The sequence below is a fragment of the Streptomyces sp. Pv4-95 genome, assembly GCF_045782725.1.
In the GTDB taxonomy this organism is placed as follows: Bacteria; Actinomycetota; Actinomycetes; order Streptomycetales; family Streptomycetaceae; genus Streptomyces.
Map to the genome: position 1 here is coordinate 8,141,224 of NZ_CP127172.1, position 24,827 is coordinate 8,166,050.

A 24,827-nucleotide genomic window follows, 5' to 3' on the forward strand; every position below is an offset into this window, starting at 1 on the left:
CTCGGAATGTTCATCCATCCGACCGTGGCGTCGGGCTTCGCGCTCTTGCGGTGGGACCGGAGTCCAGCCGAGTGGGGCGGGGAGCCGAGGCAGGGCCGCGGCGTGGTGCGTTCTGGTCGGCGGCGTTCAGTCGCCGATCTCTCTTGTGGCGAATCGTGTGGTGCGGCCTCCCTGCCATGGGAGACCGGGCTCTCGGCGGCTCATCCGTACCGGTGCAGCTCATGGAAGAAGCTGTCGACGACCTGTAGTTCTCCGCTGCGGACCACCTCGTCGTAGACGTACTTGCCGACTGCGAGGTCGAGCACCCCGAGGCCGAACGGGGAGAACACGGCGGGCCGGTCCTGCGGCACCGCCACTTGGCCGGCCATCACGTCGTCCAGCGTGCCGTGCAGGAAATCCCGGTTTCCTGTGGCCTGTTCGGTCAGATGGGTGGAGGTGGAGGCTCGCAGGCAGTGCTCGATGTCGTCGACGATGTTGGTCGACTCCAGCAGAACCTGCGGCGCGAGGTCACGCAGCGACACATGCAGCACCACCGGGTTGTGATCGAACCAGCCCACGTCGCTGACGTGTGGCTGCCCGGCGATGGTGGCGAAGACCACCAGGTCGCTGACCCGGATCAGTTCCTCGGCACTCTCATGCACAGTGACCCGGCCGCCGGCGCCCGACTGCTCCAGGTACACCCGGAAGCCGGCAGCGCTCTCGGCCGACAGATCGTGCACACCGACCTCCTCGAACGACCAGCCCGTCCCGCGCAGGAAGGTGTGGATGTAGCGGGCGATCAGGCCGGCTCCGAAGAATCCGACACGTGTGGGGCGCTGCCGTCCGCGGCTGAGCCAGTCGGCGGCGGACGCGGCGGACGCGGCGGTCCTGGTGGCGCTGATGATCGAACTCTCCAGGCAGGCGAAGGGGTAGCCGGTGACGTAGTCGTTGAGGATCAGCACGGCGGAGGCCCTGGGGATGCCTGATGCCACATTCGGCGGGAAGCTGGAGATCCACTTCAGCCCGTCCACCCGGGCCTCGCCGCGGATCGAGGCCGGCAGGGCGATGATCCGGGAGGTGGGCCGGTCGGTGAAGCGCAGGAAGGACGACGGCGGGTTCACCGACTCCCCTGCGCCGTGCAGCCGGTAGGTGTCCTCGACCACCTCCACGATCTCCTTTTCGTGTCCCTCCAGGGCCTTTTGGACCTGGGCTCCCGGGATCACCGAGAAGGACGGGACGGGGCGAGGGTCGTCGGGCAGCGTGGCGGGCGTTGCGACGGGACGGGTTGTGGTGGTCATGAGAGAGTCACCTCGACACTCGGTGAGCATGCGGCCAGGCGTATCGGATCGGCCAGGGCCACGACGACGTCCCGCGTCCCCTTGAACGGCTCCCGGCTGTGGGCGGTACGGACGTTGTCGACGATCAGCAGGTCGCCGGCCTGCCACGGACGGCGTGCGGTGTTGGCCTCGTAGACCTCGTTGAGCAGTTGCACGACGTCCTCGGTGATGGGGTCGCCGTTTCCGTAGCGAGTGTTGAACGGCAGCCCGTCGGGGCCGTATTCGTCGATCAGGTACTCGCGCACCTCGGGCGCCATCGTCCACTCGTTGAGGAACGCGATCTGGTTGAACCAGCACTGCCGGCCGCTGGACGGGTGGCGCACCACGGCGCTGCGGCGCTGTCTGGTGTGCAGCCCGCCGTCCGACTGCCATGCGAACTCGATCGCGTTGGCACGGCAGTAGCGCTCGATGGCCTCCCGGTCCTCGGTACCGAACGCCTGGTCCAAGGAAGCCCCGATCTCGTCGTTGTAGCTGCGGGTCAGCAGCCAGCCCTCCCGCCCGAACCGGTCGGTCAGAGCAGCGGGAAGAGCGTCGAGCACTGCTGCCGAGTCGGCCACTGCGGTCGCCCCGCCCTCAGCGGGCGCGGCGAGGCACGCGAACAGCATCAGGCCGGGGAACTCAAGGGTGTAACTGAGCTCGTGGTGCATGCACATCGGCTGGTTCGGGGGCCATTTCACCGAGGAGTAGATGCCGTCGAAGTAGGTCTGCCGCAGGGCGAAGGCTTCCTTCTCCGCCATCGGAGCGAGGCCCAAGCCTTCAAGGACGGCCCCGACCTCCGCCGCGTCGTGCACCTCCAGACCCCGGATCAGCACCGATCCGTGCCCGGTGACGATGGCCCGCAGCGTCTCGCGCTGCTCGGCCGCCCAGCTCCTCGGGTCGACGGTGGACCCGACACGTAGCATCGGAGGTTTGCCGACTTCCCTTTCGAGGTCGGGCAGAAGGATGGGAAGTGAGGACAGCATCGTTCTTCTCCTCTGAGTTCGGGCGCGGAAAATACCGGCCGTCAGATGTCGCGCAGCACGACTTGTGCAGCGTCTTTCGCACGGGTTCGCAAGAAGGAGTGGCCACCGTCGGGCAGCTCGTGCAGGTCCACGCACTCGGCCGGCAGTTGCCAATCCCGGTATCGGCGCGGAGATTCGGCCGTGTGCGGGTCGTCCGCGGCAACGATGACGGTGATGGGTGCGGAGAGCTTCACCATCGGCGGGGTGTTCAGAACGTCACCGACCGGCGGCGCGCCGAGGAAGACCCGCTCGACGTCCACGCCACGCGCCTCAAGGCCCATGGCTGTTGCCACGGCGAAGGCCGTGCCCGACGCCTGGCCCCAGAGCCGGACCTTGGTCAGGCCGAGCCGGATGATCTCGTCGGCGACCTGGTCGGCCACCTGGGCGGTCGGTGTGGATGCTTCTCCCGTACCGACCGTGTCGGGCAGGGCGAGAGTGACGGCGTAGGGCGCCGTTCCGGTGCCGTGCAGCGCCTTGGCCAGGTCATGGAACTCGGTGGTGTTTCCCCTGATGGAGGGGAAACACACAAGGGAACGTGCCTGTGCGCTCTCCGATTCCGTCAGGGGGCGCAGCACCTCGGAGTGGCTCTCCGACCGGTCTTCAACCAGCCTGGCGAGATCGGCGAGGACCGGGTGCCGGGTGACCTCCTTCACGGAGACCACGCGGCCCAGGGCGATCGCGAGTTTCACGGCCGACAGCGAGGTGCCGCCGCGGTCGAAGAAGTGGTCCTGGCGGCCGACGCGGTCCTGCGGGATTCCCAGCACCTTGGCCCAAGCCGCGGCCAGTTGCCGCTCCGTGGGTGTGCGCGGTGCGTGGTAGTCGTCCTCGGACGGGTCGAGGCCCTCCGCGAGACTCCCGAGAGCCTTCTTGTCGATCTTGCCGTTGGCGGTCAGCGGCAGGCTCTCCTGCCAGAGGAACACCGGCGGGACCATGTACTCCGGCAGTGACCGACCCAGCCGTTCCCTGAGTGCGTCGGTCTCCAGCGGATGCCGGCCCGAGTAGAAGGCCACCAGGCGTTTGGCTGTGCCCTCTTGGGCGACGACCACCGCGGCGTCACGGACCCCGGGTATGCGCAGCAGGGCGTTCTCGATCTCGCCGATCTCGATGCGGAATCCGCGGATCTTGATCTGGCTGTCGCGACGGCCGAAGAACTCCATTTTTCCGTCCGGAGACCAGCGGCCGTGGTCACCTCCGCGGAAGAGCCGCCGACCGGGGTGGTGCGGGTCCGCCATGAAGGCCGGCCGGGTGCGCTCGGGATCGTTGAGGTAGCCGCGGCCGACGCAGATTCCGGAGAAGACGATCGCTCCCGGTGCGCCGAGTGGCACCGGAGACAGGTTCTCGTCGACGACGTACACCTGCACGTTGTTGACGGGCCGGCCGAGCGGGATCCGCTCGGTGTCCGGCACCCGGTCCATGACCTCGTGATTGGTGTCGTCCGAGGTCTCGGTGAGTCCGTAGGCGTTGACCAGCCTGATCCCGGGCTGTGCCGCGAACCAGCGTTGGACCAGCTCCTTCTTCAGCGCCTCGCCGGTGACCGAAACGCACCGCAGGTCCGGCAGCTCGCGGGGGTGCTCCTCAAGACAGGCCAGGACCACATCGAGGTACGACGGGACCACCTGCAGCACCGAGGCCCGGCCGTCGACGATCGTGTCGAGGAACCGACCGGCATCCAGCACGGCCGTCTGCTCGACCAGCAGGGTCCGACCGCCCACCAGCAGCGCTGAGAGCAGCTGCCACAGGGAGATGTCGAAGCACTGGGGCGCGCTTTGGGCGACCACCCGGCCTTCGCCGATCGCCAGGTCGTCGACCTTGGCGAAGAGATGGTTGAGCATGCCCGCGTGCTCGCACATCGCACCCTTGGGCTCGCCGGTGGAGCCAGAGGTGAAGTAGACGTAGGCGAGCTGGTCCGGGGCCACGTCGAGGCCCGGATCGCCGTCCGCGGCGGTCTCTTCGCAGACGGCGTCGATGAAGAGGGCCCGGATGCCCGACGCCGAGCCGAGAGCCTGGTCCAACGCGGTGGTGCTGCCGGGCTCCGTCAGCACGAGTCGGCAATCGGCGCGCGAGAGCATGGTGGCGATACGGCCGGGCGGGAAGTGCGGCTCGATGGGCAGATATACGCCGCCGGCCTTGAAGACCGCGATGACGGCCGCCATCCACTCCAGATTGCGTTCGGTGACCACTGCGACCACGTCTTCGCGGCGAAGTCCGCGTGCCAGGAGGGAGTGCGCGAGCCGGTTGGCTCGTGCGTTGAGTTCCCGGTAGGTCCACCGCCGGTCCGCGTGGACGGCCGCGATGGCGTCAGGGTTCGCTCGCACCCGCTGTTCGAACAACTCGTGGAACCGTCGGTCCGGAAGCTCCCTGCGGGGCCCGGCCAGTCCTTCGAGCTGGAAACGGAGTTCATCGGTGGACAGGAGGGTCTGCCGCCCGTGTTCGGCATCAGGATTGACGGTGATCCGTGTGAGCGCGGAGAGGTAGTAGCCGCTGATTCTGGCGGCGGATTCCGCGTCGAGTACGTCGGTCCGGTATCGCAGTCGAAGTGCGTGCCGGCCACCGTGACCGGAGAGGGACACGCGCAACACGGCGTCGTGCTCAGGGCCGGCGCCGTCACCGCCCAAGTCCAACACGGTCTCCGGGAGTTCCCCGTCCGGTCCCAACATGGCGTCCGTCGAAGCGAGTTGAACTTCCTGACGCGCGAGCAGCTCCGCTTCGGCCCGGTGAGTGTCGAGCAGCAGGGCTCGCCACGTCGTGGGTGCGGTCGTCAGTCGGCAGGGCAGCGGCGTGTCTCCGTGGGGGCCGAGGTAGCCCGTCATGACCTCGCGGTCACCGGACAGCACGGCAAGCACTTTGGCATGGGCCGTCAGCAACACCGCGCTCAGCGTGATGTGTTGATCGTCGGCGAGACGGCGCAGCGACGCCAGAAGGTCATCGGGGACCTCCGTCTCGTGGCTGGCAGTGCCGGGCGTGTGGGAGTGGGTCCATCGCGGGACCTTGGTGAAGGCGCCGGCGGGCAGCGCGTCATACGAGAAGTCGGCATGGGTCTGCGAGGTCGTAGTCATCAGCTCTTACCTCCACTCCGCCCCTGCGTCAGGGCGGTTGGTCTCCCGGGCCGGGTTCCCGCCCCACCGCGCGTACGGGGGAACGGCCTCGCCCTTCATGAGGAAGGAGTCGGGGGCGAGAGTCGCTCCCTCACCCATCGCGACGCCGTAGTGGACCAGGGCGCCGACTCCGAGGGTGCAGCCGGCGGCGATCGCGCTCCGGTCGGATTTGAAGGTGCCGTCCTCCTGCGAGTGGCTCTGGACGACGCTTCCCGCATTGAGGGTGCAGCGGTCGCCGATGCTGACCAGCGTCCGCTCGGTCAGGTGGCCGCCGTCGTCGAAGACTCCTGTGCCGATCCGCACTCCCAGCAGGCGCCAGATCACGTTCTTGAAGGGGGTGCCGTTGAAGATCCGCGCGTACGCCTCCGAGGGCACCTTCCAGAAGCGCTCCCGTCGCCAGAAGCGCCGGTCGTAGATCGAGCAGAACAGCGGGACGAGAGGATGGAAGACCGTGACGGCGCGCTCGACCAGGACGAAGTACACGGTGCCCGACAGGACGACCAAGACATTGCCCAGGGCGATCGCACCCACGCCGAGCGGGGCGTAGAGCTCCGCGGCGATGGCGACGAGCAGGGTGACCCAGAAGAAGTAGAACCACCGCACCAGCAGGTAGAGCCCCATGGTGGCGACGTTGTGCCTGTTCTTGGCGGCGAGGCGGCGACGGAGTTCCGCACCGCTCTTGAGGAGGTCGAATGTGCTGTCCCGCTGGACCGAACGCGGAATCTCGAAGCTGGGCGAGCCGAGGAGTCCGACGCCTTCCCTGATCTTCCCGTCGACAGGGACCATCACCTTCGTCGCGAGCAGGCAGTTGTCGCCCGTCCTGCCCCGTGAGGGGTAGGCGATCTTGTTCCCGAGGAAGTTATGTGGCCCGATCGACGCCCGTGACACGCGGAAGGACGTGCTGGAGAAGTCGGCATTGATGATCGACAGGCCGTCGGCGACCATGGTTCCGCTCCCGACGGAACACAGGTAGGGGGCCTCGTGCTTGACCTCGGTTCCGAAGTTCGACCCGGTCTGCTCCACTCGCGAGAGGTCATAACCGAGGCCGCGCAGATAGTGGACGATGCCGGAGCTGTCGCCGAACAGGCGCATCAGGAACTTGCGGTTGGTGGTGAGCGCGATGATCCGGTGCAACGCGTACTGGAAGCCGTACAGCGGATAGACCTTGCCAGGGGTGATGGCCTTGCTGAGCAGACGGGGGACCGTGGCCAGGAAGAGGAGGCCGAGGAACACGGCACCGAAGAAGAGCACGAAGGAAGCCGCCAGGGCTTCGGCGTAGAAGGTCCAGCTGGTGAGCGCCGTGGGGCCCGGTTCCAACACCGCGGTGAGCTGCGGGGCTTCGGCCAGCAGTATGCCCACTCCGCCGACCGCCACCGGCACATAGAGAAGAAGCACGCTCAGCAGTTGCAGCACGGTGTGGACCGCTCTTCTCAGGACGCCACAGCCGGCCGGCCCCACCGTCCGGTAGTCCGTGTCCGTCCGCTGCGCCGGCGACCCGTGCCAGTGCTCACCGTCGGGCACCGCCTGTCCGCTGTGCAGGGATGAGGCGTGGCCGAGCTGGGCACCGTCACCCATCGAGCACTCGATATCGAGCACGGTGGCCTCGCTGATGACCACGTCTTTCCCGAGAGAGACCGCGCCCGTCTGGATCAGCCCGGCGTGCGCCCGGTAGCAGTTGAAGAAGGAGTCCTTGCGGACGATGGTGTCGTCGCCGATGGTCAGCAGATCGGTGCACACGGGGACGCTGCGGGAGAAGACCGTGACGCGTCGCCCGATCTTCGCGCCCAGGGACCTGAGATAGAGCGTGTAGAGCGGCGAACCGACGAACAGGACCAGCGGGTTGGAGCGGATCAGCGTCTTCACCGCCCAGAACCGGACGTAGGACAAGCTCCAGACAGGGATCTGCTGGGGCTTCCACCGGCCGATGAGGACCCACTTCGCCACGATGGGGAGGGAGCACAGGACCAGAAGGCCGGCAGCTCCGAACAGGACCGACCGCAGGTACACGTCGAAGACGCCGCTTCCGGCCGAGATCCACTCGTAGCCCCGGGTGGTGATGAGGGCGAGGAGATACGAGTACCCGAGGAACGCCAGGAGCTGCAGCACTCCGCACAGGATGTACTGCGCCCGGTTCGTCGGAGCCGGAGCCGGCGCCGCATCCGAAGCCGGGGCCGGGGCCGAGGAGGGGGCGTCCACTTCGGTGCAGGCAGCAGACGCAGCGGGCGCGGAGGCGCCCACTGCCGTCGACAGGGTCCTGATCGTCGGGTTGCGGTAGACGTCCTTCATCGACACCGTGGGCAGGTCGGCCTGCTTCCTGACCCGTGCGCAGAAATGGGCCATCACCAAGGAGTCGGCGCCCAGATCGTCGAAGAAGTGACCGTCGAGCGAGACATCTCCCGTGCCAATGACGTCCGCCAGCGTGGCGGCGAGCACCAGCTCGGTATCGGTGGATGGAGCATCATGCCCACAAGGGCTGACGGCGGATTCTCCGGGGTGTGCGGCCAATTCCTGGACCGGCTCTTGGATCATGCGAGCTCCTCGGCGGCGATCCGATCACCGCCCATACGCTGCGGCGGTCAATCCCAGCCCTGTATGCGCTCGGTCGCGCTCTGCGGGCGGTCTACCTTGTATTCGAACCTCGCGAGGATGTGGATGGGTTTGTGCCGATATTTCTTGAGCTGCTTCCGGTCTGATCGACGGCTGGAGGCCAGGAGCCCGTGAGTAAGCCGGTGGGGAGCGGCCGGGCCCGCGCAGACGGGTGAACACCAGCTCATTCATAGCCTCGGGCGTGCCCTGCTACCGATGGGCGACGCCTTTGATTCAGAGGATTCCATCCCCATGAAGGGAAGGAACGGTGGCGTATCGTCCGTTACGCTCTCCGATTGCCACCCCTCGGAGGGGCTTCCGGAGGTTCGCGGATAACGGCATCATCGGATGTTGCCTCCGGCACCGAAGTCATCCCGCGGCGTTGAGGCGTCGGGCGAATCTGCCGTTCGGGGACCCGGCAGAGGCAGCACCTGAGCGCCATTCACGGGCTCAGGAGGCCGAGCGCAACGGCCCTGCCTGCTCGGCGCGCAGCCATCGAGGCGAAACCCTCAGCCGAACGGGCCCCGCAGAGCTGCGGTCCACGTGGATGAGCATCAGCGTGAGAGAGCCGGCCGGGCGCGTGGTCCGACATCCGGCGCTACCTTCCTTCGGTTTGTGGAGCCAGACCACATTGAGAGATGGGATGGTTCGACACGTCATGAGGCGGATACCGCACACTGGAACCGAGAGGCACCAGCGGTCGGAACGCTCTGCCTCTGATCGAAGGGTGGACAACCTGCTGATGCGGGTCGCCCAGGGGGACCGGGATTCATTCGCCGGCGTGTACGACGCACTCGCTGCGCCCGTGATGGGCGTGGCCTGTCGGGTTCTGCTCGACGAGGCCCAGGCGGAGGAGGTGACTCAGGACGTGATGATCGAGGTGTGGCGGACAGCCGACCGGTTCCGCCCTGAGCGCGGTGCCGCCAAGACCTGGGTACTCACGCTGGCCCATCGGCGGGCGGTGGACCGGGTGAGGTCAGCACAGGCAGGTGCGGAGCGGGAGCGAAGAGCCGCGCGGCTGGACGCCCCTGCCCCCTTCGACGAAGTGGTCGAGGAAATCGAGGGCAGGGAGGAGCAGGCGCGGGTGCACCGCTGTCTGGCCGGCCTGGGGAGTATCCAGCGCCTGCCGCTGGTGCTGGCCTACTACCAGGGGCTGACCTGCGCCGAGGTCGCCGCGGCCCTGTCCACACCCGCAGGCACGGTGAAATCGAGGATGCGCACCGGACTACGGAAACTGCGCGCCTGTCTGGAGGCCGACCGATGAATCCCACCGAGGATCCACACCTGGCCGTGGGCGCATACGTACTGCACGCCCTTCCGCCCGACGAAGCGGCCGCCTTCGAGAACCACCTGGCCGGTTGCGATGCCTGCACCCGGGAGCGAGCCGACTTGGCGGCCGCCGCCGCGCGCTTGGCCGCCGCAGAACCGGTCACGCCTCCCGCGCCGCTGCGTCAGCGAGTACTGGACACGGTCGCGACCACCCGTCAGGAACAGGTGGTCCGCCCCGCCGCCGCGCCCCGCCGCAGGGTGATGCGATTCCTGCTCGCGGCCTGCCTGGCCGCAGCGGCCGCCCTTGGCGGCGTCACGGTCTGGCAGAGCCAGGAAGCCGGCGACGCCCGAGCCCGCATGGCCGAGGCCGAGTCCCGATCGACAGGGCTCACGGACGTGCTCGCCGCGCCGGACGCAACGATCCGCACGCAGAAGCTCGCCGACGGCGCCACCGCAAGCGTCGTCGCCTCCCGCTCCCAGCGCCAAGCGGCTTTGATCGCCGCCGGCCTGCCGCAGCTCACCCGCGATCAGGTGTACGAAATCTGGTACGCCAATGCCGACGAACTGCGCCCCGCGGGCCTGCTGCCCGGCACCGGCGGCCGGCAGACCCACCTACTGGCGGGCCGTCTCGACGGCGCGACCGCCGTGGGCATCACCGTGGAACCCGCAGGTGGATCCGAACAGCCCACGTCCACACCCCTTGGGCTCATCCCGATCCCGGCGTGAATCGACCCGAATGGGCCCCGGGTTGACCCAGATGGGCGGACCGGACGGACGGGCCGACCGACGGGCGCCCGGCGCCGGAGATCGCGAACGACGGGGCTTTGCCGGCCGCCCGGTACGCGCAGTCCGGTTACGCCTTCATCGCGTCGCCGCTCTCCGGCCGGCCGGCGCTACTACTGTCCGTCGCATGCAACCGACCACGCCTGCCCCTGCCGGGCCCGTCAGGACCGAGGTGTGGCAGCTGCCCATCCGTGGGGTCGAGGAGTCCGCGCTCGATCCGGCCGACTTGAGCGAAGGAGAGCGCCAGAGGATCGGCCGCCTCGCACACGCGGCGGATCGTGTGAGCTACGGCGCAGCCCACCTCGCGCTGCGCCGCTTGCTGGGCCGACGGCTGAATGTCCGGCCGGCGGACCTGGAGTTCTTCCGGGAACCGTGCCCGTGTTGCGACGAGCCGCACGGGCGACCAGCGGTGGCGGGACCGACGGTGCCCACCCACTTCTCGCTTTCCCATGACCGTGATCTGGTCCTGATCGCGGTCGCAGCAGAGCCGGTCGGGGTGGACGTGGAGGCGCTCCCTGGAGCCGAGACCGTCAGAAACCTGGCCCCCGAACTGCATCCGGCCGAAGAGGAGGAAATCATCTCGGACAACTACCGTCCCAAGACGTTCGCTCGGATCTGGACGCGTAAGGAGGCCTACCTCAAAGGTCTCGGCACCGGTCTGGGCCGCGAGCTGAACGCCGATTACCTCGGCACGAGGGGACTCGGGCCCACCCCCGAGGGCTGGACGGTCACCAACTTCCCCACAGGCGCCGCACATGCCGCTGCGGCAGCCGTGAAGGCTCCCGGAGCATCCTTCCACTTCAGCCTGCTCGCTCCTCACTTCGTCTCCAAGGACACCGCGTAGCTCACCGGGCAGCACGGCGATCGTTACTCCCCGGGGCTCGGCGCCGGCCGCCACGGGAACCCCGTCACCGCCGCGCGTCCAGTGCGTACCAGTCAGCCGGGGTCGCCGGGAAGTCCGCGCGGCCCGCGGCCGAGGGACGGACGGCGACGATCTGGTCGACGCCCATCCGGCCCTCCGTGAAGGCCAGGCCGCCGCCGGCCAGGTAGAGCCGCCATACCCGCGTGGTCGCCTCCCCGCCCAGCGCCACGAACTCGGGCCGGCGTTCCTCCAGTGTCCGGTGCCAGGCCGCGATGGTGCGGGCGTAGTGCTCACGCAGGGATTCGACCGAGCGCACCTCCAGCCCACCGGCTTCCAGCAGGCCGATGGTCTCGCCGAGCGGGCGCATGTGCATGTCGGGGGCGATGTAGGACTCGATGAACGCCCCTCCGCCGGGCGCGGCGGCTCCGCGGGACATCTGCTGGATGAGCAGCCGCCCCTCGGGACGCAGCAGACGGTGCAGGCGGGTGGCGAAGGCCGGGTACTCGGCGTCGCCGACGTGCTCGCCCATCTCGATGGCGCAGACCGCGTCGTAGCCACCGCCCTGGATGTCGCGGTAGTGCCGCAGCTCGACCTCCACCAGGTCCCCGAGGCCCTCCGCACGGATGCGGGCGGCGACGAAGTCACGCTGTTCCTGGGAGAGCGTGACCGCCGTGACCTGGGCCTTGAACTCCCGTGCCGCGTAAAGGCTGAGCGAGCCCCAGCCGCAGCCGACGTCCAGCAGCCGGGCGCCGGGCGTGAGTCCGAGCTTGCGGCAGATCAGCTCCAGCTTGTCCCGCTGGGCGTCGGCGAGCTGGTAGTCCCGATTGTCGGGGTCGGTCCAGTAGCCGCAGGAGTAGGCCATGGTCGAGTCGAGCAGCAGGGCGTACCAGTCGTTGGACAGGTCGTAGTGGTGGCTGATGGCCGCTCGGTCGCGGGTGGTGCTGTGAAGTGCGCCCCGCAGTCGCGCCCGGGGCGCTCCCGGCTCGGGCGGACGCGGCCCGATGGCCCCGAGCCGCAGCGCGGTGAGGGCGGCCCGGGCCCGGCTCCCCAGGCGCGGCGCCACCGGGCCCAGCCCGCGCTCACGCACGGCCTGCCAGACCCGGCCCAGGCCGTCGGCGAGGTCTCCATCGACATCCAGGTCACCTGCGATGTATGCCTGGGCCAGGCCGAGTTCGTCCGGCTGCCACAGCAGCCGGCGCAGCGCGCGGCGCGAGCGGACGACCACGACGGGCACATCGGCGGGGCCGGCCTCGCTGCCGTCCCAGGCGCGCACCCGCACGGGCGGGCTCCCCGCGAAGTAGCCTTCCAGCAACTGGACGATCTGGTCCGCGACGCGTGTCACCGGACACCTCCATCTTTCGGGGTGGTGTGGTCCGCGGCCGGCAGCAGCCGGCACACGTCCACGTAATGGGCACGGAGTCCGGCCTCGGTGTGCGTCTGGGAGATCTCCCACATTCGCCGGCACGTTCGGTCGAAACCTGGCGTGGTGGCCGCGCCGGACCGTTCAGCGAAGTGGTCACGCCACATCCGCAGGGTTCCGGCGCAGTGTGTGCCGAAGTGGTCGGTGCGCACTGCGCGCGACCCGGGGCCGCGGGGCGTCACCAGCACACCCCTAGAGCCGCGGCCGCCTGGACTCCCGAGCGGCAGCCGTCCTCGTGGAAGCCCCAGCCGTGGTAGGCACCCGCGTAGGCGGTCACCGCGGTGTTCAACTGCGGTAGCCGCTGCTGAGCGGCCACCGACTCCGGTGTGTAAACGGGGTGTTCGTAGACCATCCGCGCCAGGACGCGGTCGGGGGCGACCTTGTCCGTCGCGTTGAGGGTGACGAGGTAGTCCTCCGGAACGCTCAGCTGCTGGAGGCGGTTCATGTCGTAGCTGACCTGCACCCTGTCGGCCGACGTATCGCAGGAGGCCATGAGGTAGTTCCACGAGGCGCGCGCCCCGCGCGCCCGAGGCAGCAGCGACGTGTCACTGTGCAGCAGGGTGGTGTTGCGCGAATAGCGGAAAGCGCCCAGGATCTGCCGCTCTTCCGCGGTGGGGTCGGCCAGCAGCCGCAGTGCCTGGTCGGGATGGACGGCTATCACCACGGCGTCGTAGTCGCGCTCGGTGCCGTCCTCGGTGATCAACGAAGCCCGGTCGGACGCGCGGTGCACCGCCCGGACCGGCGCGGCGGTGTGGACGGCGGTGAGCTGCTTGCCCACCCGGCTGACGTACTCCACCGAACCACCGGTCACGGTCTTCCACTGCGGGGAGCCGCCGACCGACAGCATGCCGTGGTGTTCAAGAAACCGGAACAGGTAGACGGCCGGGTACTGCATGGCGGTGTCGGGGGAGCAGGACCACACCGCCGAGACGAGCGGAATGACGAAGTGACTGACGAAGTACCGCGAGAAGCCGCAGCGTTCCAGGAACCGTCCGAGCGTCAGGCCGTCCCGGGGGCGGTCCTCGGCGAGCGCGCTGCGCGCCGCCTGGTGGAACGCTCTCACCTCCATCAGCATCCTCAGATACCGGCCGTTCAGGGCGCTGCGCGGCCGTGCGAAGAGACCCGCAGGGCCGCGGGCGCCGGCGTACTCCAGTCCGCAGCCCTCGCACCGGACCGACATACTCATCTCGGAGTTCTGGGTGGCGACGCCCAGTTCGCGAAAGAGCCGCAGCAGCATCGGGTAGGAGCGTTCGTTGTGGACGATGAACCCCGTATCGACCCGGGTCACCCGGCCGTCGTCCGAAGCCATGTCGTGGGTGTGGGCGTGGCCGCCGAGCCGTTCCTCCGCCTCGTACAGCGACACCTCGCAACCGCCCCGCTGCAGCACATAGGCGGCGGTCAGCCCCGCCACTCCGCCGCCCGCCACGGCCACCCGTCGACGCTCCACGGTCGTCCTTCCTTGTCCCGGGCCCGCTGAGGTATGCGGCATCCCTCTCCGACCGGCATTCGGAGCTGTCCGGCAGGGGGATTGGTGGACAGATCACGAAGGCCGCCCGCCTGACGCAGCCGGTCGGGGGTGGGCTCCTGCCCGCGAAGCCCACCTCCGCTTCCTCGCGAGGCGCGGTCAGACGGGCAGGATGGCCAGCGGCGGTGACGTCGGCTCACGTGAGCCGCCCTGCGGCTCGGCGGTCACCCCGACCCCGTCGGCGCCTCGCAGCGTGCCGGTCAGCAGCACCGCCCCGGAGTCCCGGCTGCTCCGGACCAGACCGGCGGACACCATCGAGCCGTCGCGGCTGTACCAGAGCTGGTAGACCCGGGAATCCGAGAGAGCCGGCAGGCCGTGGTAGACGAAGGCGGTACGGCCCTGCCGCTCGGACGCCACGACCGTTCCGGTGCCGCCGCCCTTGAGGTGGGCGGAGCGGAAGGTGGCGTCCGGGGCGGACATCAGCGCGCTGAGCTCGCTCGCCCGGGCCTCCGCCCGGGTGCTGCGGGCACGCTGCTGATCGGCCTCCTGCTGGGCATTGACCGCCAGGCCACCCGCGACTGCGGTGACCACCAGGCAGGCGGCGGCCGCGAGATAGGGCATCCGGTGCCGCAACCGGCGGCGCAGCGGGACCACGGTGGCCTCGCCCTGTATCGGGGGCAGCTGCCGGATTTCGGGGAGCGCCCGCATGACACGGGTGCGCAGCTCCGCCGGGGGCACCTCGGCAACCGCGAGCGCGAGCCGGGCCGCGGTCTCCCGCAGTTCCCGAACCTCCTGGGCGCATGCCGGACACTGCGCCAGATGGCGGTTGAACTCCGTCGCCTCCGGCTCGCTCAGCGCCCCCAGCGCGGAGGCGCCGGTCAACGTGTGCAGATCCACGGCGCTCATGCGCTCACCCCCAGGCAGTCACGGAGCCGGATCAGCCCGTCCCGCAGCCTCGTCTTGACCGTGCCCAGGGCCGTATCCAGCAGGTCTGCGGTCTCCCGGTACGTGTAGCCGCGGTAGTAGGCCAGAGTGACCGACTCCCTTTGCAGTTCGGTCAGTTGCTCCAGGCATCGGCGCACCTGCTCGCGCTCCAGACGCCGCTCGACCTGCTCGCTGACCTCGTCGAAGGGCGCGGTGTACGCGCTGACCCCGGCCTTGTGGTCACGGTCGGCGGCCGCCTGCGCGGAGCGCACCCGGTCCACCGCACGCCGGTGGGTGAGCGTCATGATCCAGGCCATGGCACTTCCCTTCTGCGGATCGAAGCGGGCCGCGGAGCGCCATACCTCGATAAGCACCTCCTGCGCGACCTCCTCCGACTGCGCGGAGTCGCGCACCACTCGGCGCACCAGGCCCAGCACCGCGCCGGCCACCGCGGTGTAGAGAGTCTCGAACGCCTCTTGGTCGCCCCGGGAAACCCGATCGAGCAGTGATTCCAGGGCGCCGTGGTGCGGCGTCGGGGACTGGTCGCCGCGTGCTGCGACGGGCATGGACACCTCCGGACTATGACGTGGACACCAGTACTTCGACGCAGGTCGGCGCGTGGATTGGTCGGAGCGGGAAGTCATTCGCGGCAACGGGTCGCGAGCGCGGCCGCCACCCGGACGGCTGCCGCGAGGCGGCTGTGAGGTGGTCGCTGTCGGAAGCACAGTCGTGTCGCCCCATGACTGTGGTGTGCCGCGGGTCAGGGCACCATCACCACCACCGAGTGCCAGCCGGAGGCGCCGTCGGGAATGGGGCGGGCGCGCTTGTCGGTCTGGGTGTAGCCGGTGCGATCGGTCGCTCGGACCTCAAGAGTGTGGGTGCCGGACTTGGCCGCCCATTCCCACGACCACTGCCGCCAGGTGTCCACCGGTCCCTCGGCGGCCAGGTCGGCCCGGTGCCATGCGCCGCCGTCGACCCGGACCTCGACGCGGGCGATGCCCTTGTGCTGGGCCCAGGCCACTCCGGCCACGGCAACGGTGCCGGCTTTGACGTTGGCGAACGGCTTGGGGGTGTCGATGCGGGACTCGGTCTTGATCGGGGCCTTCGCGGCCCAGTCCCGCTTGACCCAGTAGGGGTCGTAGGTGTCGAAGGTGGTCAGTTCGATGTCCTGGATCCACTTGCAGGCCGAGACGTAGCCGAACAGGCCGGGGACGAGCATCCGTACGGGGAAGCCGTGCGCGAAGGGCAGCGGCTCCCCGTTCATGCCGACCGCGAGCAGCGCGTCCCTCCCGTCCATCACCGTCTCGACGGGGGTGCCCAGGGTCATCCCGTCCACGGACCGGGCGACGAGCTGGTCGGCCGGTCCGCCCTTCGACGGCGGCCGCACGCCTGCCTCCTTCAGCACGTCGGCGAGCCGGACGCCGAGCCAGCGGGCGGTTCCGACGTAGGAGCCGCCGACCTCGTTGGACACACAGGCCATGGTGATGTCCCGCTCGACCAGCGGCTTGCGCAGCAGATCCTTGAAGTCGACGGTCAGCGGCCTGCTGACGCCCTTGCCGTGGATGCGCAGCTGCCAGGTGTCGACGTCGACGCGGGGCACGGTCAGGGCGGTGTCCACGCGGTAGAAGTCGCGGTTGGGCGTGGTGAACGAGCCCAGCCCCGGCAGCTTCAGGTCCACACCGCGCGGAAGGTCGGGCGCGGCGGAGGCGGGCGCCGGAAGTTCGACCGTGGCCCGGGACGCCGCTGCCTGTGCGGCGCCGGCCGCGTTCAGCCGAAGCCCGAGGAAACCCGCACCGGTGGAGGCCGCCGCCACCCCGGCCGCGCCGAGGACAAAGCCCCTGCGGTCCATGCCGGAAGGCGCCGTCGATGCCTGTGGTGAGGTGGCCGGCCTGGTCAGAGGCCCGGCGAGGAGGTAGAGCACCGCCGCCGCGGCAACGGCCCCGACGACGGAGGGCGCAGCGTCCAGCAGGCTGGTGGAGTCGGGCCGTCCGGTCGCCGCCAGCGCACCCACGACACCGAAGACGAGCACTCCGGCCGACGCCGCCCTGCGGAAGCGAAGGGCCAGTACGCCCAGGGCCATGGCGAAGAGGGCGAGCACGCTGAGGATGCCCAGTTGCAGGATCAGTTTGTCGTCGGTTCCGAAGTTCCGGATGGCCCAGTCCTTGACCGCCGCGGGCGTGCGGTCGATGGCGGCGCCGCCGACCGCGGTGACGGGACCGGCCTCGGGCCGTACCGCGACCGCGGCCAACTCCGCGACGGCAAGCGCCGCGTACCCGGCGACCAGGCCACTCAGCGCACCCAGGGCCGCATGGACAAGAGTCTTACGTCGCGAGGTCATGACCACTATTCGGATCACGCCCGGACGCGGATTGGCCGAGTGCCGAAGGTCTGTCATCGACGCTCCGGTGGTCGGCGGAACTGAGGTCGGGGAGAGATACGTGGCTCGTGTGGCACTCCACAGAACGGCCCCCCGGCTCGGATACCGCCGGAGGGGGCTGCGTGCGCTCAATCCCGTGACGGCTGTGCTCGCAGCAGTCCTCCAAAGGAAGCGGGCCCTCGGCCGCCGCGGTTCCACGCGACGCCCGAAGGCCCGACTGCTCCGACCGTGGCCGGGGACCTGAGGCCCGGTCTACTTCTTGGGAAGGAGGACGCTGTCGATGATGTGGACGGTGGCGTTGGCGGTCTGCACATTGCCGCAGACGACCTTCGCGGAGTCGTTGACCATGTACGACTCGCCGGAACCGGAGGTGGTCAGCTTGTTCTTCGCCAGGGTGCTGAAGGAGCCGTCGGCCAGCTTGTCGGGGGAGACCTTCTCGCCGACGACGTGACCGGTAAGGATCTTGGTCAGCATGGTCTTGTCGGCCAGCACCTTGTCGAGCTGATCCTTCGGGATCTTGCCGAAGGCGTCGTTGGTCGGCGCGAAGACGGTGATGTCCTTGGCGCTGTTGAGAGTGTCGACCAGGCCCGCCTTCTTCACCGCGGTCACCAGGGTGGACAGAGCCGGGTTGTTCGATGCGGCAGTGGCGACCGGGTCCTTGGCCATGCCGTCGAAGCTGCCCTTACCGTCCTTGGGCACCGTCGAACAGGCGGGGCCGAACGGCTTGGCCATGGTGTCCATGCCATCGCCGGCGCTGCTGTCCTTCGAGGGCTTGGATGCGGTCGAGGACTTGTCGGATGCCTTCTCCTTGCTGTCCATGTCGCTGGAGCAGGCGGCCAGTGCGATCGGCAGAACCGCGGCCGCGGTGACAGCGAGGGCGGCACGACGGAAACGCAGGGTGCTCACAGTGTTCTCCTGAAATTGATGAGGTGATGGGGCGGGCGCGAGTGGTCCGTCGGGACGCGCCCGCCGGTCGAGTCCTGGGCACGAGCGACGTCAGCTCCGCGATGGACGTCGCCACGCACGCGGCCACGAGACGTTTCCTGCGTCTCGTCCCGAGTGGATGACTGTCTGTCGTCGCGTGCTCATGCCCGGTATTCGCAGCCCTCGGGCAAGCGGATTGGTCGATCCCGCTCATCAATTTCCCGCGACCTCTGCCGACCGGCTACAGCAGGCGCTCATCCAGTCGGGTACGGGTCCTGGGGGGCACGTGCAGGCCCGGCGGGCAAGGCAGGCAGCGCGGCCGAACCGGCGTGTCGGGGCTCGTACAGCGGGTCCCTACCGGAAGCACTGGCCCGCGCCTACGCCGACACCCCGCGTGCAATGGACAAGGCCGTGCAGTGCGGCCCGGAACGTCTCGACGAACAGCCCCGGTTCATCAGGATGCGCCTGGTCGACGAGAAGGTCCAGCAGGGCCTGGAACGCCTCACGCAAGGGGAGGTCAGCCGCCTCCAGCGGAGTGAACTCGCCGACTACGACAGTGATTTGTACATGTGGACATCCTCGGCGCCGCCGGGGATTCCCAGGGTCCTACCGGTCTCGACGTATCCGTGGCGCTGGTAGAACGCCGGAGCCTGGAAGGTGAACGAGGACACGCACGCGCGGTCGCAGCCGCGCCGCCGTGCTTCCTCCTCCGCCGACAGCAGGAGCTTGCTGCCCCAGCCCTCCTGGCGGCTTTCCTCACGCACCCAGAGCATGTCGATGCCGAGCAGTCCGCCCCACGTCCAGGCGGACAGACCCCCGATGAGGTTCCCGGCGTCATCGACGACCTTCACCGACAGTGCCCCCTGGTCGGCGGCTGTGGTTCCGGTCGCGGGAAAGTTGACCTCGTCCAGCCCTTGGGACAGGCGTTCACCGAGTTCCGCATCGCGGTTTCCGATGCTCACCGTCGCGCCGTTGGGGTCATGCGTCATGCCGCCGAGTTTGGCACACCTACTCGACCGGATCAGGCGGGCCCGAGGTCGGCGGACACCCAGTGCCGCGGCTGCATGTAGATGGCGATGTGCTCACCGAGCTGGTTGTGGTCGAACTCGACGAACCCGGCGACCTTCTCCTGCGGGAGGTAGCGGGCGGCCATCTCCCAGGAGCGCTCGTGGCTGTCCGGTTCGGTCCTGATGACCGGCCCCTCCACCGACACGTAACGCACCGTCGGCTGGGTGCGCTGCACCATCAGGCTGAAGCGCCCTGCCGCGCGAATTGCCTGCGCTTTCCGTGAGTCGGGACCCGTACGCACCCACAGCTCGCCGCCCGGCGTGTACTGATACCAGATGGGCACCGTCAGCGGTGCGCGATCCGACCGCTCGACCACCGACAGCGCACCGATGTGAGGTTCCGCCAGAAACTGTTCTCGTTCTCGCATCGATAGTGCCATGCACCCGACCATAGTCCGACCGACAGCTCGCAGCCGTGTGGAAACACGGTTTGTCGAGGCTGGCGGCCCCACAACGAACTGTCGCTGTACGACGGCCTTTCGCCAGCAGTCCGAACCGCCACGCGCGCGTCGCCGTAGGTTTTCGGCGGCGCGCGGGCTCCTTGTTGTGGTCGGTGTCGCGGTCGTGTCGTGGTCGGCTGACTGGTCTGTGAATCAGCTGCCGCAGGCGCATCCGGTGGGAGCCTGTGCAGGCTCGGCGGCTGCCGATTGGCTGCTGCAGCAGGCGTCGCCGTCGAGGGCGGCGCTCTTGCCCATCCGGTCGGCGTCGGCCTTGACGACGTAGACCTCCCAGGGCTCCTTACCGGGGCCGTGGACCCAGACCTTGTCCTGGAGGGCGTAGCAGCAGGAGGTGTCGTTCTCCTCGAAGGTTGCCAGCCCGGCGTCCCGGAGGCGGTTGGTGGCGGCGGTGACCTGATCGCCGGATTCGACCTCGACGCCGAGGTGGTCCAGGCGTGTCTCCTGGTCCGCCTCGCCCTCGATGAGGACGAGTTTCAGTGGCGGCTCGGTGATGGCGAAGTTGGCGTACCCGGGCCGGCGCTTTGCCGGCTCGACTCCGAAGAGCTTGGTGTAGAACTCCACCGATCCTTCGAGGTCGGCGACGTTGAGAGCGAGCTGAAGGCGGGACATGGTGGTCTCCCTGAACACATTGAATCGAAGCCTGTCGATACAAGCTTGCGCCTTGAATTGAAGTACGTCAACATAGAAGTATGTCGAAACAAGAGCTTGAGGTGATCGGCCTCGCCGAAGCCTGCTGCCCCGGCCTGCTCGACGCCCCGCTGGGCGAGGAGCAGGCCGCCGAGCTGGCGAAGGTGTTCAAGGCCCTGGGGGACCCGATCCGGCTGCGGCTGCTGTCGATGATCGCCTCCCGGCAGGGCGGGGAGGTCTGTGTCTGTGACCTGACCCCCGCTTTCGATCTGTCCCAGCCGACGATCTCCCACCACCTCAAGCTGCTGCGGCAGGCCGGCCTCATCGACTGTGAACGCCGCGGGACGTGGGTCTATTACTGGCTGCTGCCCGAGATGACGGACAGGCTCGCAGGGATCCTCACCCGCCCGGGATCCCCGCCCGCTCAGTCCCTGGACGAGCCGGCCGGGGCCGCTTCGTGACCGTCGAAGCCGCCACCGCGACGCCCGCCTCGGGGCCGGTGGCCGCCCGGCTGTCGTTCCTGGACCGATTCCTCGCCGTCTGGATCCTGATCGCGATGGGCGTCGGCCTCGGCCTGGGGCGACTCGTACCCGGGCTCGGCGACGTCCTCGCGGAAATCACCGTCACCGGTGTCTCGCTGCCGATCGCGCTGGGCCTGCTCGTGATGATGTACCCGGTCCTCGCGAAGGTCCGCTATGACCGCTTGGACACCGTCACCCGCGATCGGCGTCTGCTGATCCCCTCGCTGGCGGTGAACTGGGTCCTCGGCCCGGCGATCATGTTCGCGCTCGCCTGGATCTTCCTGCCGGACCTGCCCGAATACCGGACCGGCCTGATCATCGTCGGCCTCGCGCGATGTATCGCCATGGTCATCATCTGGAACGACCTGGCCTGCGGCGACCGCGAGGCCGCTGCCGTCCTGGTCGCGTTGAACTCGGTGTTCCAGGTGTTCGCGTTCGGCCTGCTGGGCTGGTTCTATCTCTCCGTCCTGCCCGGCTGGCTCGGCCTCCAGCAGACCGCCCTCGACGTCGGCGTGTGGGAGATCGCCCGCTCCGTGCTGATCTTCCTCGGCATCCCGCTGCTCGCCGGATTCCTGACCCGTCGCCTGGGCGAGAAGGCCAAGGGGCGGGCCTGGTACGAGGCCGAGCTGATGCCGCGGCTCGGGCCGTTCGCCCTGTACGGGCTGCTGTTCACGATCGTCGTGCTGTTCGCTCTCCAGGGCGACGCCATCACCTCCAAGCCCCTCGACGTCGCCAGGATCGCGCTGCCCCTGCTGGTGTATTTCGCCGTCATGTGGGCCGGCTCCATGGCCCTCGGCAAGGCAGTGGGACTCGACTATCCGAAGGCGACGACGTTGGCGTTCACCGCTGCGGGCAACAACTTCGAACTGGCCATCGCGGTGGCCGTCGCGACCTTCGGCGCGACCTCCGGCCAGGCTCTGGCCGGTGTCGTCGGCCCGCTCATCGAAGTGCCGGTGCTGATCGGGCTGGTCAGTGTCGCCCTGGCCGCCCGCCGGTTCTTCCCCCGGCCCACACAGGCGGCGTCCGGTCCGGCCACCGTCGAGGAAGGTCCCGCCCGTGTCTGAGTCCAAGCCGTCCGTACTGTTCGTCTGCGTGCACAACGCGGGCCGATCTCAGATGGCCGCCGCCTTTCTCGGCCACGTCGGCCAGGGCAGGGTCGAGGTGCGCTCGGCGGGATCGGCTCCGGCGGAAACGGTGAATCCGGCAGTGGTCGAGGCCATGGCCGAGGCGGGCATCGACATCGCCGCGGAGACGCCGAAAGTCCTGACCGCAGAGGCGGTGCAGGCATCCGACGTGGTGATCACCATGGGATGCGGTGACGCATGCCCGGTCTTCCCCGGAAAGAAGTACCTGGACTGGAAGCTCGAAGACCCGGCCGGGCAGGGAGTCGATGCGGTCCGGCCGATCCGGGACGAGATCGAGCAGAGGATCCGGGGCTTGCTGGCCGAACTCCTGCCCAAGGAAGGCTGACCGTAAATCACCTGGCGGCCCGGCTCATTCGCGAGGCGAGCGCTAAGTACCTGGTCCGCACTTAGCCCAAGCTCAAAGCCGCAACGGGCGGAGCCGGTTATTCCCTTTGGCGGCCCGGCCATGAACAGCGGGGCCGGGCCGCAGGGGCCGGACAAGCCAACATTTCGAAATGCTGCTGCTCGGGAGAAGTTCGTCTTCTAATCTCAGCATGTCGCGGCGCGGCGGCCCGTGCGGTGAGGTTGTCGGCCGGTCCTTTTCGGTACTGCATACGGACCCGGATTGCTGTGTCGGGTCCCACCGATCAGCACCCATCAAATTCGCGTCGGTGGCGCGGCCTGACCAGGCTCCGCCACCGGCTCTCCCTACGCCCGGGGCCACATGCGTCTGCACCACATCCTTCCGCTCGGCGCGGCTACTCTGCTGCTCCTCGCCGGCTGCGCCGACACGGGAAGGCATGAGACTCCAGACCGAGACGCCTCTACGGGCCGGCCTTCCAAGTCCCCCCCAGGAACAGACCACATCACCACCGGACACCAGCCGAGCATGGGAACCGGACGACGCGTTACAGCGCGCTGACAGGGCCTTGGACGCATACGACGGGGACGGCAGCCACCCCGAACTCGTCGACTCCGCAACCTCATCCATCACAGGCGAGTTACACAAGAATTTTCAGGCGCCGGGCACACGGTGGTACCGCCTCGACATCACCTGCGATACGCAAGGCGTCAAGGAACTCACCCTCACCTTGTCACGCGGCAATAAGGAACAGGCATACGCAATCGGCTGCGGCGACACCGAAGCCGATCAGTTCAACATCCCACCGGGCGGCACCTTCACCGCCCAAGTCGACCCGGTCAAGGACGGCACCGGCCTCGTCACGTGGCGCCTCAACACCGTCGCACGGGACAACGTGGACGGATGCGATGACGACATCGACGGATGCGACGGCTGAATCGCACCCCACACGCCCGGACAGTGAGCCGCGGCTGGTGCCGATGCTGTCGCGGGGCGGAGGTGAGCGTCGCCCCTGTGAGGAGGCCACCACCACGCCGACGAGCGCGTTCAGGAAGGGCCGGCCAAGACCTTCACAGCGAACGGTCGATGCGACTCATCGTTGCGCTCGGCTTCGTAGCCGAGCGCAACGAGCATGCAGACGACGGCGTTCGCTGCCTGCTCGTGCACGTCGACCGAGGCCTGAACAATCGACTCCTGGGGCCGGCCTGCCCGGACGGCTTCCCGAAGGGTGCTTCGCACCGTGGGATGCAGCTCCCATGTGAGCCAGAGGCCACTGAACATGTCGTCGGTGCCGTCCACCTCGACCTCAAGTCCTCCGGGCGCCGTCCTCCGGTCGGGCTCTTCACCGACATCGCGAACGACGAGTCCTGACCGGGCGAGGTCCTGCTTCACGTCCACGGCCAGCCTTTGCAGACGACGGACCTCATGGGCGTGGGCGGCCCTGGGATCAGACTCACTCTCTCGCTGCACGACGTTCACGCTACCGGGCGGTGAAGCAAGCCCGCGTGCGCGTCGACGAGCGGCGGAGGGCGTGGGGGGCGGGCAGCGCAGGGGCGGCGCGGGGCCCGTCCACCGCTTCGGTGGTGGTTCCTGAAGGGGGCTTCAGGGTTTCAGGTTGTGTTCAGGTTGGGTTCGGCAGTGTGGTGGTTGTCGGTGAGGGCGCAGGAGGTCCGCCGGCGGAAGTAGACCGCATCTCGATCTGGAGGTATGTCCTCATGAAGGTCACCGTCAAGCGCACTCTTGCCCCTCGTGCCGTTGTTCTCGCCACGGCTGCTGCCGTTGCCCTTGTCGGCGGGGCGGGTGCCGCGACTGCTTTCGCGGGTGACGACGGCCCGGCTCCGCAGTCCTCGGTTCAGCTCTCGAAGGGTGAGCGTGGGCTGGATGACACTGCCAAGGACCGGGTGCAGGTCCAGGGTGACGAGGTCGGTCAGTCCGGGGCCACGGCGAAGGCTTTGAAGGCTGTGGCCGGCACCGCGATGTCGGCGGAGCTGGACAGCGCGGACCGTAATGGTTCCCTGGTCTGGGAGGTCGGTGTCCTCGGGAAGGATCACAAGAATCACGAGGTCATCGTCGATGCCGGCAATGGCAAGGTTCTGAGCCAGCATGCCGATCGTGACGACGATGCCGCTCAGGGTGCTGCTGAGGCGCAGGCTTTGGTCAAGGGGGCGAAGGTCGGTCACGGCAAGGCGACTGCTGCGGCGCTCAAGGCTGTCCCGGGCACCGTTGTCTCCTACGGTCTGGATGACAACGACCGTAACGGCTCGACGGTGTGGGAGGTCGATGTCCTTGGTAAGGACCACAAGAGCCATGACGTCACCATCGACGCCGCCTCGGGCAAGGTCCTCAACCAGCACATCGACCAGGACGACCACAACGGTCAGGGTGACAACGACGGCGACGACGACTGATCAGGCTCCAGGGTGTCTGCCTGACGCCGCCACAGCCCGAGGGGGCCGCACCGCCACTGCCCGGCGGACGCGGCCCCTTCGGGCTGTGGCTCAACGAAGGGAAGAGGTCGAACAGCGCGGCGTCGGCCGTCCTTAGCCCGCTCGGGTCATGTCCGCTCCAGGGATGGTCGGGATCCGGTGCGTACCAGGGAAGGAGAGCCACGGAGCGTGACAATGGTGCTCATTCCGATGGCCGCCGG

At 68.7% G+C, this 24,827-nt stretch carries 22 protein-coding genes; 8 read left to right on the top strand and 14 right to left on the bottom strand.

Annotation, left to right across the window (positions count from 1 at the left end):
• Positions 1-200: 200 nt before the first annotated feature.
• Genes sbnB through QOM21_RS35815 form a run of 4 tightly spaced genes read right to left on the bottom strand, consistent with a single transcriptional unit; the run spans position 201 to position 7,941 of the window.
• A complete protein-coding gene (gene sbnB, locus QOM21_RS35800) occupies positions 201-1,277 on the bottom strand; it encodes a 2,3-diaminopropionate biosynthesis protein SbnB (RefSeq protein ID WP_407555259.1) in 1,077 nt (358 codons plus the stop codon).
• Complete coding sequence (locus QOM21_RS35805) at positions 1,274-2,278, bottom strand: TauD/TfdA family dioxygenase (protein ID WP_407555260.1); 1,005 nt, start codon at positions 2,276-2,278, stop codon at positions 1,274-1,276. Before QOM21_RS35805 ends, sbnB begins: the two co-directional genes overlap by 4 nt.
• 41 nt (positions 2,279-2,319) lie before the next feature.
• A complete protein-coding gene (locus tag QOM21_RS35810) occupies positions 2,320-5,373 on the bottom strand; it encodes a non-ribosomal peptide synthetase (RefSeq protein WP_407555261.1) in 3,054 nt (1,017 codons plus the stop codon).
• 6 nt (positions 5,374-5,379) lie between these two features.
• Positions 5,380-7,941 (bottom strand): Pls/PosA family non-ribosomal peptide synthetase, encoded by a 2,562-nt coding sequence (locus tag QOM21_RS35815; protein WP_407555262.1) that lies wholly within the window; start codon positions 7,939-7,941, stop codon positions 5,380-5,382.
• Positions 7,942-8,656: 715 nt separating this feature from the next.
• On the opposite strand from QOM21_RS35815, the gene sigK (QOM21_RS35820) reads away from it, so the two are divergent.
• The 3 genes from sigK (QOM21_RS35820) (at position 8,657) to QOM21_RS35830 (ending at position 10,894) form a co-directional block, all read left to right on the top strand.
• Complete coding sequence (gene sigK, locus QOM21_RS35820) at positions 8,657-9,262, top strand: ECF RNA polymerase sigma factor SigK (RefSeq protein ID WP_407555263.1); 606 nt, start codon at positions 8,657-8,659, stop codon at positions 9,260-9,262.
• Positions 9,259-9,993 carry an anti-sigma factor domain-containing protein gene (locus QOM21_RS35825; RefSeq protein ID WP_407555264.1) on the top strand — a complete coding sequence of 245 codons (735 nt, stop codon included), beginning with the start codon at positions 9,259-9,261 and terminating at the stop codon, positions 9,991-9,993. Before sigK (QOM21_RS35820) ends, QOM21_RS35825 begins: the two co-directional genes overlap by 4 nt.
• 184 nt (positions 9,994-10,177) lie before the next feature.
• A complete protein-coding gene (locus tag QOM21_RS35830; RefSeq protein WP_407555265.1) occupies positions 10,178-10,894 on the top strand; it encodes a 4'-phosphopantetheinyl transferase family protein in 717 nt (238 codons plus the stop codon).
• Between the two features lie 64 nt (positions 10,895-10,958).
• On the opposite strand, the gene QOM21_RS35835 is transcribed toward QOM21_RS35830, so the two are convergent.
• The 9 genes from QOM21_RS35835 to QOM21_RS35875 all read right to left on the bottom strand — a co-directional run bounded on the left by QOM21_RS35835 (position 10,959) and on the right by QOM21_RS35875 (position 20,156).
• A complete protein-coding gene (locus tag QOM21_RS35835; protein WP_407555266.1) occupies positions 10,959-12,254 on the bottom strand; it encodes a class I SAM-dependent methyltransferase in 1,296 nt (431 codons plus the stop codon).
• 256 nt (positions 12,255-12,510) lie between these two features.
• On the bottom strand, positions 12,511-13,821 hold the full coding sequence (locus tag QOM21_RS35840; protein ID WP_407555267.1) for an NAD(P)/FAD-dependent oxidoreductase: 1,311 nt from the start codon (positions 13,819-13,821) through the stop codon (positions 12,511-12,513).
• Positions 13,822-13,956: 135 nt separating this feature from the next.
• A complete protein-coding gene (locus QOM21_RS35845) occupies positions 13,957-14,703 on the bottom strand; it encodes an anti-sigma factor domain-containing protein (RefSeq protein WP_407555268.1) in 747 nt (248 codons plus the stop codon).
• Positions 14,700-15,287, bottom strand: coding sequence for an ECF RNA polymerase sigma factor SigK (gene sigK / locus QOM21_RS35850; RefSeq protein ID WP_407555269.1), 588 nt, complete (start codon positions 15,285-15,287; stop codon positions 14,700-14,702). The genes QOM21_RS35845 and sigK (QOM21_RS35850) overlap by 4 nt, the downstream gene beginning before the upstream one ends.
• A 194-nt stretch (positions 15,288-15,481) precedes the next feature.
• Positions 15,482-17,059 (bottom strand): molybdopterin-dependent oxidoreductase, encoded by a 1,578-nt coding sequence (locus tag QOM21_RS35855; RefSeq protein WP_407555270.1) that lies wholly within the window; start codon positions 17,057-17,059, stop codon positions 15,482-15,484.
• 291 nt (positions 17,060-17,350) lie between these two features.
• On the bottom strand, positions 17,351-18,004 hold the full coding sequence (locus QOM21_RS35860; RefSeq protein WP_407555271.1) for a fasciclin domain-containing protein: 654 nt from the start codon (positions 18,002-18,004) through the stop codon (positions 17,351-17,353).
• Between the two features lie 566 nt (positions 18,005-18,570).
• Positions 18,571-19,011, bottom strand: coding sequence for a GNAT family N-acetyltransferase (locus QOM21_RS35865; RefSeq protein ID WP_407555272.1), 441 nt, complete (start codon positions 19,009-19,011; stop codon positions 18,571-18,573).
• 32 nt (positions 19,012-19,043) lie between these two features.
• Entirely contained in the window at positions 19,044-19,469 is a 426-nt protein-coding gene (locus QOM21_RS35870) for a pyridoxamine 5'-phosphate oxidase family protein (protein ID WP_407555273.1), read from the bottom strand.
• Between the two features lie 213 nt (positions 19,470-19,682).
• Positions 19,683-20,156: an ArsI/CadI family heavy metal resistance metalloenzyme gene (locus QOM21_RS35875; protein WP_407555274.1), complete on the bottom strand. Its 474-nt coding sequence runs from the start codon at positions 20,154-20,156 to the stop codon at positions 19,683-19,685.
• 80 nt (positions 20,157-20,236) lie between these two features.
• Here QOM21_RS35875 and QOM21_RS35880 point away from each other — a divergent pair, with 80 nt between their 5' ends.
• The 4 genes from QOM21_RS35880 to QOM21_RS35895 all read left to right on the top strand — a co-directional run bounded on the left by QOM21_RS35880 (position 20,237) and on the right by QOM21_RS35895 (position 23,117).
• Positions 20,237-20,635 (top strand): ArsR/SmtB family transcription factor, encoded by a 399-nt coding sequence (locus tag QOM21_RS35880; RefSeq protein ID WP_407555275.1) that lies wholly within the window; start codon positions 20,237-20,239, stop codon positions 20,633-20,635.
• Complete coding sequence (arsB, locus tag QOM21_RS35885) at positions 20,632-21,759, top strand: ACR3 family arsenite efflux transporter (RefSeq protein ID WP_407555276.1); 1,128 nt, start codon at positions 20,632-20,634, stop codon at positions 21,757-21,759. Before QOM21_RS35880 ends, arsB begins: the two co-directional genes overlap by 4 nt.
• Positions 21,752-22,165 carry an arsenate reductase ArsC gene (locus QOM21_RS35890; protein ID WP_407555277.1) on the top strand — a complete coding sequence of 138 codons (414 nt, stop codon included), beginning with the start codon at positions 21,752-21,754 and terminating at the stop codon, positions 22,163-22,165. Before arsB ends, QOM21_RS35890 begins: the two co-directional genes overlap by 8 nt.
• 583 nt (positions 22,166-22,748) lie before the next feature.
• Positions 22,749-23,117, top strand: coding sequence for a hypothetical protein (locus tag QOM21_RS35895; protein ID WP_407555278.1), 369 nt, complete (start codon positions 22,749-22,751; stop codon positions 23,115-23,117).
• A 110-nt stretch (positions 23,118-23,227) separates the two neighbouring features.
• Here QOM21_RS35895 and QOM21_RS35900 read toward each other — a convergent pair whose 3' ends face one another.
• Positions 23,228-23,578 carry a hypothetical protein gene (locus tag QOM21_RS35900; protein WP_407555279.1) on the bottom strand — a complete coding sequence of 117 codons (351 nt, stop codon included), beginning with the start codon at positions 23,576-23,578 and terminating at the stop codon, positions 23,228-23,230.
• 317 nt (positions 23,579-23,895) lie between these two features.
• On the opposite strand from QOM21_RS35900, the gene QOM21_RS35905 reads away from it, so the two are divergent.
• Positions 23,896-24,588 (top strand): PepSY domain-containing protein, encoded by a 693-nt coding sequence (locus QOM21_RS35905; protein ID WP_407555280.1) that lies wholly within the window; start codon positions 23,896-23,898, stop codon positions 24,586-24,588.
• Positions 24,589-24,827 lie beyond the last annotated feature (239 nt).

What these genes read in the sequence shown, in the direction of transcription:
- sbnB (WP_407555259.1), bottom strand. Translation starts at nt 1,277, where the DNA reads ATGACCACCACAACCCGTCCCGTCGCAACGCCCGCCACGCTGCCCGAC.
- QOM21_RS35805 (WP_407555260.1), bottom strand. Translation starts at nt 2,278, where the DNA reads ATGCTGTCCTCACTTCCCATCCTTCTGCCCGACCTCGAAAGGGAAGTC.
- QOM21_RS35810 (WP_407555261.1), bottom strand. Translation starts at nt 5,373, where the DNA reads ATGACTACGACCTCGCAGACCCATGCCGACTTCTCGTATGACGCGCTG.
- QOM21_RS35815 (WP_407555262.1), bottom strand. Translation starts at nt 7,941, where the DNA reads ATGATCCAAGAGCCGGTCCAGGAATTGGCCGCACACCCCGGAGAATCC.
- sigK (WP_407555263.1), top strand. Translation starts at nt 8,657, where the DNA reads ATGAGGCGGATACCGCACACTGGAACCGAGAGGCACCAGCGGTCGGAA.
- QOM21_RS35825 (WP_407555264.1), top strand. Translation starts at nt 9,259, where the DNA reads ATGAATCCCACCGAGGATCCACACCTGGCCGTGGGCGCATACGTACTG.
- QOM21_RS35830 (WP_407555265.1), top strand. Translation starts at nt 10,178, where the DNA reads ATGCAACCGACCACGCCTGCCCCTGCCGGGCCCGTCAGGACCGAGGTG.
- QOM21_RS35840 (WP_407555267.1), bottom strand. Translation starts at nt 13,821, where the DNA reads ATGCCGCATACCTCAGCGGGCCCGGGACAAGGAAGGACGACCGTGGAG.
- QOM21_RS35845 (WP_407555268.1), bottom strand. Translation starts at nt 14,703, where the DNA reads ATGAGCGCCGTGGATCTGCACACGTTGACCGGCGCCTCCGCGCTGGGG.
- sigK (WP_407555269.1), bottom strand. Translation starts at nt 15,287, where the DNA reads ATGCCCGTCGCAGCACGCGGCGACCAGTCCCCGACGCCGCACCACGGC.
- QOM21_RS35855 (WP_407555270.1), bottom strand. Translation starts at nt 17,059, where the DNA reads ATGACCTCGCGACGTAAGACTCTTGTCCATGCGGCCCTGGGTGCGCTG.
- QOM21_RS35865 (WP_407555272.1), bottom strand. Translation starts at nt 19,011, where the DNA reads ATGACGCATGACCCCAACGGCGCGACGGTGAGCATCGGAAACCGCGAT.
- QOM21_RS35870 (WP_407555273.1), bottom strand. Translation starts at nt 19,469, where the DNA reads ATGGCACTATCGATGCGAGAACGAGAACAGTTTCTGGCGGAACCTCAC.
- QOM21_RS35875 (WP_407555274.1), bottom strand. Translation starts at nt 20,156, where the DNA reads ATGTCCCGCCTTCAGCTCGCTCTCAACGTCGCCGACCTCGAAGGATCG.
- QOM21_RS35880 (WP_407555275.1), top strand. Translation starts at nt 20,237, where the DNA reads ATGTCGAAACAAGAGCTTGAGGTGATCGGCCTCGCCGAAGCCTGCTGC.
- QOM21_RS35905 (WP_407555280.1), top strand. Translation starts at nt 23,896, where the DNA reads ATGAAGGTCACCGTCAAGCGCACTCTTGCCCCTCGTGCCGTTGTTCTC.